General features: G+C 50.8%; 13 protein-coding genes. 2 read left to right on the forward strand and 11 right to left on the reverse strand.

What is annotated here, in order from left to right; all coding sequences use genetic code 11:
• From VGS28_01375 to VGS28_01400, 6 genes are all read right to left on the reverse strand, one after another.
• Positions 1–799 (reverse strand): ribonuclease J (locus tag VGS28_01375; protein HEV2412438.1); only part of this gene is annotated, 799 nt, incomplete at its 3' end.
• Position 800: 1 nt separating this feature from the next.
• Positions 801–1,409, reverse strand: coding sequence for a uracil-DNA glycosylase (locus VGS28_01380; protein ID HEV2412439.1), 609 nt, complete (start codon positions 1,407–1,409; stop codon positions 801–803).
• Between the two features lie 32 nt (positions 1,410–1,441).
• Positions 1,442–3,553: a polyribonucleotide nucleotidyltransferase gene (locus VGS28_01385; GenBank protein HEV2412440.1), complete on the reverse strand. Its 2,112-nt coding sequence runs from the start codon at positions 3,551–3,553 to the stop codon at positions 1,442–1,444.
• Positions 3,554–3,692: 139 nt separating this feature from the next.
• A complete protein-coding gene (rpsO, locus tag VGS28_01390; GenBank protein ID HEV2412441.1) occupies positions 3,693–3,959 on the reverse strand; it encodes a 30S ribosomal protein S15 in 267 nt (88 codons plus the stop codon).
• Between the two features lie 28 nt (positions 3,960–3,987).
• Positions 3,988–4,686, reverse strand: coding sequence for a tRNA pseudouridine(55) synthase TruB (truB, locus tag VGS28_01395; protein HEV2412442.1), 699 nt, complete (start codon positions 4,684–4,686; stop codon positions 3,988–3,990).
• Between the two features lie 41 nt (positions 4,687–4,727).
• On the reverse strand, positions 4,728–6,668 hold the full coding sequence (locus VGS28_01400) for a hypothetical protein (protein HEV2412443.1): 1,941 nt from the start codon (positions 6,666–6,668) through the stop codon (positions 4,728–4,730).
• A 148-nt stretch (positions 6,669–6,816) separates the two neighbouring features.
• On the opposite strand from VGS28_01400, the gene rpsT reads away from it, so the two are divergent.
• Complete coding sequence (gene rpsT / locus VGS28_01405; protein HEV2412444.1) at positions 6,817–7,218, forward strand: 30S ribosomal protein S20; 402 nt, start codon at positions 6,817–6,819, stop codon at positions 7,216–7,218.
• Positions 7,219–7,307: 89 nt separating this feature from the next.
• Positions 7,308–7,787 carry a hypothetical protein gene (locus VGS28_01410; protein HEV2412445.1) on the forward strand — a complete coding sequence of 160 codons (480 nt, stop codon included), beginning with the start codon at positions 7,308–7,310 and terminating at the stop codon, positions 7,785–7,787.
• Here the strand turns inward: VGS28_01410 and holA are convergent.
• From holA to VGS28_01435, 5 genes are all read right to left on the reverse strand, one after another.
• Positions 7,759–8,769, reverse strand: a complete 1,011-nt coding sequence (holA, locus tag VGS28_01415; protein ID HEV2412446.1) for a DNA polymerase III subunit delta — start codon at positions 8,767–8,769, stop codon at positions 7,759–7,761. The two genes, VGS28_01410 and holA, sit on opposite strands and share 29 nt — an antisense overlap.
• The gene (gene mutM, locus VGS28_01420; protein ID HEV2412447.1) at positions 8,679–9,563 is read right to left on the reverse strand and encodes a bifunctional DNA-formamidopyrimidine glycosylase/DNA-(apurinic or apyrimidinic site) lyase; all 885 of its coding nucleotides are present in this window, start codon (positions 9,561–9,563) and stop codon (positions 8,679–8,681) included. The genes holA and mutM overlap by 91 nt, the downstream gene beginning before the upstream one ends.
• A gap of 14 nt (positions 9,564–9,577) precedes the next feature.
• Positions 9,578–10,168, reverse strand: coding sequence for an NUDIX hydrolase (locus VGS28_01425; protein HEV2412448.1), 591 nt, complete (start codon positions 10,166–10,168; stop codon positions 9,578–9,580).
• An 8-nt stretch (positions 10,169–10,176) separates the two neighbouring features.
• Positions 10,177–10,899 carry a hypothetical protein gene (locus tag VGS28_01430; GenBank protein ID HEV2412449.1) on the reverse strand — a complete coding sequence of 241 codons (723 nt, stop codon included), beginning with the start codon at positions 10,897–10,899 and terminating at the stop codon, positions 10,177–10,179.
• Positions 10,900–10,990: 91 nt separating this feature from the next.
• Positions 10,991–12,478: DNA polymerase (locus tag VGS28_01435; GenBank protein ID HEV2412450.1), on the reverse strand; the 1,488-nt coding region annotated here is incomplete at its 5' end.

The raw sequence follows: 12,478 nt of genomic DNA on the forward strand, positions 1-12,478 counted from the left end.
ACCGCCAGTCACCCATATTAACGATGACTCCAACGGGTGTCCGGACAACGACAGCAGTCGAGTCGGGTATGGAGTGATTGACACGGACCAGTTCAATCGAAAAGCTATCACAGAGCTGTACTCGTTCGTGAGCCTCGGGATTGAGTAGGTTGAACTGTGGATTATAGCCACTAGTGGCATCCTGCATTGTCTTTTCAAGCATCCCGACAGTAAACTTGGTTGCCCAAACTGGTGCGGGAATCTTGTGAACGATGTGTCTAAAAGCTCCGATGTGGTCAAGGTGAGCGTGAGTAAAGATGTGAGCACGAATTTTGTGCTTGCGCTCCTCAAGGTACCTGGTGTCAGGGATTATATAGTTGATGCCGGGATACCCTTCTCCTGGAAAGAGGAAACCCATATCCATGACAATGATGTCATTGCCATATTCGAGGGCCATCATGTTCTTGCCGATACCCATCTCCCCTACTCCACCAAGAGGAATTATTTTAAGGGTCGGCTCAGCGGCTAGCGGAAGTCTATTGGCCCGCCGAGCGCTATTAAGAGTGTACTGTGTCCCCTGGTAACCGTTAAAAGTTGACTTGTTGACGGGAACCGCCTCAATGACATGCTGCGAAGCACGTAGTTGGACGTTTTCAGTATTGCGCCGGACGGCTCGCTGAGCTTCGCCGCGCCGTATTTGAGCGTTAACGAGACCATCGTCACGTTTACGCACGACATCGTTCGGTACCCGATTATTGCCTTTCGGCCGTTTATCGTCAGGTCGCCGACGATTGTCGTTTTGCGAAAATTTCGTATTCACGTTAAGTTGATATCCTTTCCTGTTTTATGAGTTCTAATACTTTTGGAATCTTTTTAAAATCACCCAGAAGGGTCTGGCGCATGCCTCCGTTGTAGAGGGCAGCAGCTGGATGAAAGAGCGGCAGGATGACCAGGCCATGGACTCGTTTTGGTTGGCCGTGGACCTGGCTGATCGCCATGCCTGGCAAGAACGTCTGGGCGGCGTGCTTGCCAAGCGGCACGATTAGAAGCGGCTGGATAACTGCTAATTGATGCTGTAAATATGGCAGAAATTCTTGCTTCTCCTCTGGGAGCGGATCACGATTATTCGGTGGACGATACTTAACAGTATTGGTAATGTATACGTTCTCTCTTTTGAGACCAATACTCTCTAGCATCTCGTTTAAGAACTTGCCGGCGGCTCCTACAAAGGGAACGCCTTGGAGGTCTTCGTTCTTACCAGGTGCTTCGCCGATGAAGACGATCTCAGCATCTGGGTCACCGTCGCCTAATACAAGGTTCGTGGCCTGCTTGGCCAGATCTGGGCAGACATTATTAGCAATAATATCTGCCTTTATCTGCTCAAGGCGCGCCTGTTTATCTTCTTTCGTTGCTTTATCCGCAGCCGTCATCTAATTCATTTGTTCGCTGCCACGTACTTTGGCTATTTGGCTTGTTTCATGGAGAGAACGAGGCGTCCTCGGTCATCTATGGCAACCAGCTTTACGTTAACGGTGTCACCCTCTTTAACCATATCTGCTGGATGTTCGACTCGCTTGTCAGCCATCTCCGAAACATGTACGAGACCTTCGCGTCCTGGCATGATTTCAACGAAAACGCCGAAATCCATAATCTTCACGACACGTGCGTTGTTATACACTTTACCAACTTCGGGCTCTTCTGTCAATGCCTTGATCCAATCGATGGCCTTGTTTATGGCACTCATATCAGGGGCAGCGACCATCACTAATCCACCGTCACGGATATCAATCTCGGCACCTGTCTCGGCGATAATCTTATTGATCGTCTCACCACCCTTGCCAATTACGTCTTTAATCTTATCTGGGTTGATTTGCAACTTCTCAATCTGCGGAGCGTACTTGCTTATCTGCTTACGGGGCTCAGCCAGGGTTCCGAGCATGTGTTTCAGAATGAAGGCGCGGCCCTCATTGGCCTGCTCGATTGCCTTGCGCATAACCTCAAGGCTGATACCGTGCACCTTGATGTCCATCTGGAGAGCGTTGATACCCTTCGACGTTCCGGCAACCTTGAAGTCCATATCGCCAGCAAAGTCTTCAGCACCCTGAATGTCGCTTAGGACCACAGCCTTGTCACCATCAGTGACAAGGCCCATGGCTATACCGGAGACGGGCGACTTTATGGGTACACCAGCATCCATCAGGCTCAGACAGCCGGAGCAGACTGAAGCCATGCTGGTTGAACCATTGGCGCTCAAGATCTCGGTCACGGTCCGTATGGTGTATGGAAACTCTTCTATATTCGGAATAACTGGCGTGAGGCTGCGTTCAGCGAGTGCTCCATGGCCGATTTCACGACGACCAGGCGAACCGAGTCGCTTGACCTCCCCTGAGGCCCAGCCGGGCATATTATAATGGTGGATGAATGTTCTCTCCGTCTCCTCTTCCATGGTGTCTACCATCATGGCAAAATTGAGAGGAGCTAATGTTGTCACGTTAAGAGCCTGCGTTACACCGCGGGTGAAGAGAGAGGAGCCATGCGTGCGAGGCAATACCCCTACCTCTGAACTAAGCGGACGAATCTCACTTGGTTTTCGATTGTCAGGACGGACATTCTCTTCGAGAATGGCTCGTCGGACTTCTTTCTTAAGAGCCTTATCAACTGCCTCTTTCCATTCGTGACGAACGTTACCGTCCTCTTCATCCTTGGCAAACTCTTCAAGGACAAGATCTTCGAGAGCTTCGATCTTAGCGCGACGTTCGTCCATGTCAGCCGAACGGGCACCGTCAGCCAATTTGTCCTTCAGGAACGCTTCGACTTTCTCAGCTTTCTCCGGATCTGGCAGAACGAGATCGTATTCCTGGGGTTTCACGCCCACTTTTTTGGCAAGGTCGCGTTGGGCTGCGATGACTGGCTGAATGGCTTTGTGGGCAGTCTCAAGGGCCTCGACCATGACATCATCGGGGACTTCATTGGCTCCAGCCTCGACCATCATAATAGCGTTGTCAGTACCAGCAACGACCAGGTCGAGGTCGCTCTTCTTGAGTTCAGATGTGGTTGGGAAGGCAACCAGCTTACCCTCGACCAGACCTACTCGAACACCGCCAACAGGCCCTTCGAAAGGTACACCTGAAAGCATCAAGGCACTCGAAATAGCGATCATCGCTACGATGTCAGGCTTCAACTCTGGGTCAAGGCTCACCACCATCGCCACACACTGAAGCTCGTTGTGATAGCCCTTGGGAAAGAGTGGGCGAATTGGGCGATCGATCAGACGGCCGGCCAAGATGGCGGCATCAGATGGCTTCCCTTCCCTCTTGATAAAACGACTGCCGCTTATCTTGCCGGCGGCATACATCTTCTCTTCATAGTCAACTGACAATGGAAAGTAGTCCAGACCTTCAACGGCCGGCCCGGAAGTAGCAACTCCGATGACGACAGTGTCGCCATAACGAACTGTTACCGCTCCACTTGTCTGGAAGGCGATTCGATTAGTCTCTATCGTCAGCGGCCGACCGCAAAATGTCGTGTCGACTTTAACGATCTCCTTGCCAAACGGATTGATGGTTGTCCCCATAGGTCTGCTCCCTATCTCGTCCCTCATAAGTAACGGGGTTCAGTGCAATTTTAGATAGTTTGCGCTGGACTCCACCACTTACAGGACGAGAGCTTTACTAATATTACCTCTCACGTTTGAGCAAGAAAGACGGACTTCGTTATTTACGAAGCCCGAGTTTCTGGATCAGTTCTTTGTATGCCTCAAAGTCGTTACGTCGAACGTGTTCGAGCAAGCGACGTCTTCGGCCAACAAGAACCAATAGACCGCGTCGTGCCATAAAGTCGTGCTTGTGCTCTTTAAGATGAGCTGTCAGTTCCTTGATTCTCTCTGTTAAGATAGAGGCTTGAACCTCTGGGGAACCAACGTCAGTCTTATGTCGCTGAGCAGACGCAATGACTTTGTCTTTCTTGTCCTTGGTGATCATAACAGGGAAGATTGTAGCAGATAAGAGGTTATCGCGCAACAGGCATGATCTTGTCTTCAAGCCGAGATTCAGAATCGATATCGATTGCCTGCTCTATAATGCACGCACCGACTGACGTCCGGCGTAGTCCGCTTGTATAGGCTCCTACCCCAAGATAGTTCCCGATATCTTCAACCAACGAGCGAATATACGTCCCGCTACTAACTAGGCAGTTAAAACTAATCTTTGGGTAGGCATAAGTGGTGAGTTCGATGGAGTGTATAACGATTGGACGACTAGGGATGTCCACCTCCTTGCCTCTCCGAGCCAAGTTATATGCTCTTTGTCCATTAATCTTGATGGCCGAGTAGGCAGGTGGTTTCTGTAGTTGACGACCTTGGAACTGGTTCAGGCTGTCCTCGACTGCCCGTCGAGACGGTTCGGTAGTCGACACCTCTCTTCTCTCCCCTTCAGGATCACCTGTCATACTTGTCACACCCAAGACTGCGAAGACCTGGTAGCTCTTATCTAATTTCAGAAAGCTCCCCGCCTGTTTACAAGCATCTCCAACGAGAATAATGAGTAGGCCACTAGCGAAAGGGTCGAGTGTGCCTGCATGGCCAACTTTGACCTTCCTGCCGGCTACCTCGCTAAGACGCCGACGGACAACGGCCACTACTTTAAATGACGACCAGCCAACAGGCTTATCGACTAGTAAGATACCGTCAAGCTGTGAGAAGCTATCCATAACTAGTGCCAGCCTAGTTGAGGTTACCTCTTATTGCAAGACTACTGTCCGGGTACGTGGAAGAGATTCGGGTCGTTTGGATCGACGCTTACCTGATTTGCGGATGGTGGAGTCAGGGGTGGTGGTGCGGGTGGCAAAGTGCCACTGGAAGCCTGTGGGTGCGGAAATTCGGGCGGAGTCGTTGGAAGCCCGGGATGACTTCCTTGATCTAACGAAGGTAACGGAGGCAATGGCGGCAGGGTTGTAAAGTCTGGTAGCGGTGGTGTGTTGTTCGCGGGAGCCAGAGGGGTCACTGGAGGTGGCGGTAACGGAGTCGGAGATGGTGCCGTAGCTAAAGCCGGTGGTGGTATGGGCGGTGTAGCCGGCGCCAAGTGATCAACACTCGCAATAGGCGTTGTACTGATACCCGCCTGAGGGTGGCCTGACGGCTCAAATGGCTGGCTGAGCAGTGCGTCATTTATAGCCTGACGTGCCGCGTCTAAATCAGAGGCCCTCTGAGCCTCCGGTGAAGCAGATGGCTTCTCCGGCTCCTTAGCCGGCTTCGGCGGTTCTGGAAGAGGTGGAGGTGGTAGTGGAGGTGCAGCCGGTGGTGAGGCCGCATCGTCATCGTCATCGTCTTCATCAGCAAGCTTTGCAGCTGAAGGTCGAGGAGGTGGAGCTGCGGGCAGCTCATCATCAGCTCCATCACCGTGCGACAAGATCGCAGGCCTATGATGCTCTTCATCCTCTGTAGCTCTTCGATTAGCCTCTTCTGCCTCGGCAGTCGTCGCGTTAAACGTACCGCTCATCGTTGGATGCTCAAGCGGTTCTGTCTGCTTGCGCCATGAAGGCTGGTCACTTTCGATACTTGGCAGCGTTGCCTCTAAAGGTGGTTCAAGCGTCAGTTCCTTTTTCTTGCTGATAACTGGCTCAGGTGTGGATGGTTTCTTGGGAAGTAGATCCTCTTCATCCTCATCTTCGATGAGTGGTGTCGGTGTCTCAGAGAGCTTAGTCGGTGCCGGCGGAGCGACAATCGTATTTGCCTTCTTGGCTGCCTCTTCGAGGGCTTTTGTTAGGTCTGAGGCGCCATCTGAAGCCGTCTTGATCGTTTTGGCTTCCGGCAGGGGCACGGCAGTCTTATTATCATCGTGGCTGACTTTCATCTCGCCATCAGCGGTAGCCTTCTCTTCTTCCTTGACTATCTTCTGCGAAGCGTCAATGGGAGCGGAGGTCTTCTCCTCCTCCTTGATCTTTTCACTCAGATTGGTAGCGATCAACTGCTGGTTGGCGCCGTACGCCATCAACTGAGCCGACACATTCATGACGCGCGGTGTTGTGTGAGCGTTTGCGAAGCGTTCAGTAGCTGCCACGATACCAGTCAATAAGGCTGTCGAGATCTGTTGATCGAATAGTTTAGGAACTTTCAGGTCTTCACCGAGAATAGATAACATCTCGCATATAGAGCTGGCCGATTGGTCCTGCCAGTCTACAACGCCAAGTTCACTGTGTTCGTCTCGTGCGTTGATTGTCACTACTGTTGCATCATGCAGGATTCGTCCGTGAGCCATAATGGCCCGGTCAAGATCTTCCCGTTTCTCAACTCCGAGAGCGATGATGACCTCAACGTTGAAGTCTCCCTGACTAAATTGGAGGTCTTTCTCTGTAATTACCGACCTATACGGTGTGATGAAGATTTTAACGACATCATCCTCTACCTTGTAGCGAAGTCGATCTGCTTTTTCCTTATCGAGAGCGATGATGAAGTCTCGCAGTGAATCAACAGTGTTCTCGAAGGTCTTCTTTGGTTCCAGGAACGAGATGGCCGGTGGCACAGCCCCACTGAAGACAGCCGTGGCGTGCTTATCCATCTTATTAAGCATTAAAGTCAAGGCAAGAGCTGCAGCTAATTCATCAACGGAAGGATTGTTTTCAACAGTAACCAAAATATTGGTTATGTTCTGGATCCGGTCGATGATATACTCTTTGGGATCTTGGTCTTGCATCTTGAACGATTTTTGTCTTAGTGCTTTTGCTTTACACTATCATACGCGTATCGAGTCAGTCAATAAATATTCCCAGAGGAGACTTTACAATCCTCCCCTGATAGCGTATAGTCTCCTCTTGAATTACGTCGCCTAACAAGGAAGAAACATGCCCATTATTAAGTCCGCGGTTAAGCGTATGCGACAGACCGCCACTCGTCGTTCACGAAACGTGCACACCAAGCGCGACCTTCGCGCTGCTTTGAAAGCTTTCGACGCCGCTCTTGCAGATCCTAAGGGTAAAAACGCCCCAGAAGCTCTTAACGAAGCCTTCAGTAAACTCGATACCGCCGTTAAGAAGAACGTCATCCACAAGAACGCTGCTGCTCGTCAGAAGTCTCAGCTTGCCGCTAAGGCTAAAGCCGCCGGAGTTAAGCAGACAGGTGCCTCTAAGCCTGCCGTGAAGAAGACGGCTGCCTCAACTACCGCCAAAAAGACGGCTACAAAACCGAAAAGCACAACAGAGAAAGAAACAGCTACACCCAAAAAGAGCACGACTCCTAAAGCGTAAAGCCGCCGGATCACCAGTCAGTTTTTGGAAGCAGGCACTAATCCTCTTATCCTTGCCATTTAACCATTTTTGTGTTATTATCTCCTCAAATGCTCCGAAGACCAAAACCACCACGCCAAATCTTCAGCACTGAGCCCGTCCCCCAACCTCGCCACCACGGAGTACGCTACAGCAGTTCAGGCAGGTACCAGCCCGCACCTGGCGGCCACGATCTCAGCGGAATACACGAAGTTATCGACGACGAAGAAGCCCGACGCCAGAGAGACCTGATTATGGCAAGAAACATGCGGAACGCAGGACTCGATAAAGCCAACCTGTTTGGCGCCCCGGGCATAGACCGCAGGCTAACCGCAGACGAGGTTGAGGAGCTCTTTGCCATGGGTAGAGCCGCACTTGACCTGGGACGTAGAGTTCTGCGCGGTGAGGTGCGACCTTTTTCTAGGGGTCATGGTCGACATTCCCGACTCGGGAGGCGTGCAACCCGAGAACTCGGTGGCAGCGTTCAGCCAGACCATCAAGCTCCCGATCGTCTGGAAGATTCTATCCGGCCGAATCGTAGGCAATCTTAAGTAGTGTCTGTTCGATAACCAGCCAAGGCTCTACCCCGCTTTTGAGACGTATATCTAAGTCGGCTACTTGATCGGCTAATGTCTTAACGGCTTTAGGTGTCACTTTCAAAGTCTGGAGTTTCTGAGTAACAAACGGTTTCAGCCCTGTCCGAGAGGCGATACTTCCGTCGTTCTTTTCGTTTGCCGCGCTGACCACAAGCGCCAATGCGTGAATCTGCCAGACCAACAGACCAAATAACTCGTATGGATCAGCAACAGCTCTTAGTTCAGCAACCATGCGTCGGCTCCTCTCTTCGTTGTGACTGAAGACGGCGTCGAGCACCTCAAATAGTCTGGCTTCGAGGTTTGGTACCACTAACACTTCTATCGATTCCTTAGAGATTACCTTATTAAAGGCGACCAGCTTTTCTAGTTCCTGAGTTAACTGCCATTGATCGGCTCCGACACGCTCCACGAGGAGCCTAGCAACTTGCGGGGTGATGCTTCCACCACGCTCCATAGCCCCTTTTACTACCCACCGACCAGCCGCATTTTCGTCTAAAAGGTTATACTCACGAAAATCTGTCTTTGTCTGAAGCAGCTTAAAGATCCGGGTGCGTTTGTCTAAAATACCATCTACGACAACCAGAGTTGTCGAGTCGGGGACTGATTCGAGCAGACCCTCCAAGGCCATAAAAAGATTCTTGTTAAGACTTGGCCCACTCAAGATAACCATAGTGCTAAGCGCAAATAAATTTGTTGACTGAACTGCTCCACGGAGTTCATTTATATCTGTGTTTTCGCCAGCTAAGCGAATTATCGAATCGGGTCCATGCTGTTTTATAAAGTCGTCTTCGACAGCTTTGCGCTGCTGCTCAACCTCGTAGCTATTGGCCCCGCAAAGAGTAACGATCATTTCGTCTTCCTCGTTAATCGCTGGCAGTGAGGACAGATGTGTGTCCCCCGCCCAGCCACCACGATCCTTTGAATTGGTGTTCCGCATCGAAAACACGGTTCACCTTTTCGTTTATAGACCTGGGCATGAGCGGTAAAGCTGCCTTTTTTGCCGTGGGCGTCAACGTAGTTACGATCACTTGCACCACCCTTTTCAAGGCTAAGCTCTAAGATCCTAAGGAGCTCATTATATAATGTCCGTAGTTTAGCGGGCGATACATCCCTGACTCTCGTGGCAGGATGCAGCCTGGCGGCAAAGAGTGATTCATCGGCGTAGATATTGCCGATACCTGCAATAACCGTCTGGTCTATTAGTGCAGCCTTGATGACGCTAGTAGGACGTTTTATAAGGCGTTCTTTAAAGACCTTGAAAGTAAATGATGGCTCGAGTGGTTCTGGCCCCATAGACTTAAGCAGACCGCTTGTCTCAAGATCTCCAGTAGGCAGCAGGCGCATCCAGCCAAATTTTCTTTGATCATTAAAGAACAGCCTTCCGTCGTTCAGCGTCACAATAACGCGTGTCGAGCGATCGGGTAGATCGCCGACGAGACTATCGTTTGGATGGCCAGCTCCAAAACGGGTACCATTTGTACCCCGAAAGACGAGTTGGCCCGTCATCTTTAGATGAACTGCCAAGCTAAAATCCGTACTCAAATCGATAAGTAAGATCTTCGCACGTCTGCGGACAGCCGTAATAGAAGCATTAATAAGTTTAGTATCAACTCGCACTTGTTCGTTCGGGAACGATTTTGTTGAACGTACCTCAACGCCAGTGACTTTCATCCCTGGCAGAATCTGAACTAGACCACGACGAACGGTCTCTACTTCTGGTAACTCCGGCATATGGGCTTATTGTATCACCGAGAGAACCAGGCTTGCTGGTAGAGCCACTGAAGAAGAATCAAGGCGACCCGTTCTTCCTGCATGGCACCTTCAAGGATCATCTTCTCCAGGCTTTTGACATCCTGCCACTCGACGCCAACGATATCAGTCGGTTCGTCTTCCTTTAGCTGCTGGCCCAAAGGGTGTCGACGCCAAGTCGTCGTTGCGAAGACATACAGATCCCACTCAACGGTTGCGCCAAGAGCTGACTTCTTGTAAAAGGAGAGGTTATCTATATCCATCCCTGCCTCTTCCGCAACTTCAGATTTTGCCTTGGATAAGGCAGTCGGCATGATGTCTTTGCCACTGTTGCGGAAAGCCTCGTATTCTTCAAGTGAGTCAAATACTTTTCCACCAGGTAATCGCCAGTCATAACCTTTGATTTCCCGACGAAACTCTTTAGTCAATAAGACCCGCCTTTGCTTATCGTCAGCGACGATAGTGCGAACACCCGGAGCCCTACGTGCGACTTCAAAGAGGCGTCCGTCTGGCTGTGGTAATTGGACCAGCTCGAAGAGTCTCGATTTGGCGTAGATTATCTCTTTTGGCTTCTCGTCCTCCTTCATGGTAGGCACTATACAGCGGTTGGGACCTGACCCGCAACACCGTTGCCTCTCAAATGATTAATCCTCGCGATTGCTAAGTCGGCCAGCGCAAGCATATCTACTATACGACGACCGGCAAGTTCCCCGCCCGGTTCCAAGCCAAGTGCAATTGGCAGATAGACTCCCCTGTTCTCCGCAGTAACTTTCTGGAGCCGCAGAAAGGCCGGATGATCTCCTTCTGGAAGATTACCCCTCATTAGCTCGGTATTGGCCCAGTGGACTGAGCAGCCCAAATTGTTCGGGCTATCGCCGACAACCTTTATAACCTGCTCAACGTATGATCCCTCAGCGATTCCCTGATGGTAGGCAGCTTTGTCGGCATCCGTCGTGCCGCGTTTCGTTACTCTGTTCACAACGTCGGCCACCTGCTGGCCAAACCGGCGACAGCACTTCTCATACGTAAACCTTGGGTCGTCCTCAATTGTGTCGTGAAGCAAGGTACCCACAAGACCAAGTCGCCTCTCGGCAAGATCCCTGCCTCGCATAAACTGCATGACAGCCTTGGCAGCGTTAGCAACATGCTCTTCAAAATAGTCGTTCCCGCTATCACGGGGTTGCCTACGACTAGAACGGCGGGCTTGTCGAATTGCCCGCCGCACCTGTTCGTTGTATAGCCCTTCTCGCCTAATCTGCGCACGAAGGTCCCTTACATGAATTGGAATAACAGGAACCAGTTCGTACGCTTCGGACATACGCTTCCTCGTATAATGTTACCAAGCCTACTCAAACAACGTACATAAGACAAGTGTATATATGTGTTTTACAACAGCGTCAGGGGTAATTTTAGAGTTCTGCCCAGTTGGCCCCAGTACTGACATCGGCCACTAAGTGAACTGGCAGCGGATGGATACTCTCCATTGTCTCTTTCAAGATCTTCGAGACCTTGGCGGCGTCTTTCTTCGCGCATTCAACAAGGATCGAGTCGTGAATCTGTAGAATCTGCTGACCGATACCGTCTAACCTGTCTTCAACCTTTAACATGGCCATCTTCATAAGGTCCGCCTCGGTGCCTTGGATTGGCATGTTCATGGCCGCACGTTTGGCAGCTTCCCTGACCGCAAAGTTGCTCGATTTCAGGTCTGGTGTTGGTCGCCTTCGGCCAAAGAACGTCTCAACATACCCCTCTTTAAGGGCTTTATCGACAGTCTTTTCAATATAGGCTTTGATTGGAGCCCTAAGTTCGAAGTACTTGCGAATGAATTCGCGCGCATCGCCCATGTTCATACCCGTGGCCACGCTCAGTCCATGCGGGCTCATTCCGTAGAGAATACCAAAGTTAACAACTTTGGCGTGGCGGCGCATAGTTTTATCTACTTTATCGATTGGTACGTTGTAGATCTCAGAAGCCGTCTTGGTATGAACATCAACATGGTGGTTAAAGTCATTGATGAGCTCTTTGTCGTCGGCCATTACCGCAGCCAGGCGTAGCTCGAACTGACTGTAATCGGCGTTAACAAAGACATTACCTTTAGCCGGGACAAACGCTTTGCGGATAGCATGGCCTATATCGGTCCGGGTTGGGATATTCTGTAAGTTCGGGTCATGTGAGCTGAGACGGCCTGTGGCGGCAACATCGAGAGCAAACGTCGTATGCAGTCTCCCCTCTTTATCGACGAGCTTCGGTAGTGCATCAATATATGTGCTTTGCAGCTTGGTGTATTCCCGATACTTGGTGATGCAATCAATGATCGGGTGTAAGCCACGTAGCTTCTCTAACTCAGTCGCTCCTGTAGAGTAGCCCGTCTTACCTTTCTTTATACCGTCGATCGGTAAGTAGAGTTTTTCGAAGAGGATTGTACCGAGTTGGCTTGGTGAATGAATATTAAATTCTTGGCCAGCGTACTTATAGATCTGCTTTCTAATCTCCTCGATTTTGGTAGAGAATTCCTTACTCATTGTCCGTAGGTACGCACTATCCAAGAGGATGCCCCGATGCTCCATTTTTGCGAGCAGATGAATCATTGGGAAGTCGATTGTACGAGCCAGCTTCTCAAGTTTTGGTATGCCATCGAGCTGGGGTTTTTGGATTTCGTACGCCTTCCAGATAGCCGCGATCGTCTCACCTGCATCGGACGCGTCTATCGGTCGCTCCAGGATATCGCTCAGTTCAAGCGAACGCCGGAGACTATTAAGCAGAAAGGCAGCGATGCGAGTGTCATGGCCGACTTCACCAGGCCACTCATGACCATTAGCCAGTAGGGCACGGAAGCTAGCTTTAAGATTGTGCCCAACGAGCGGGCCGTTCGCTAGCTCTTCCAGCAGAGTCGTGTT

This window comes from Candidatus Saccharimonadales bacterium (genome assembly GCA_035945435.1).
Classification (GTDB): Bacteria; Patescibacteriota; Saccharimonadia; order Saccharimonadales; family DASZAF01; genus DASZAF01.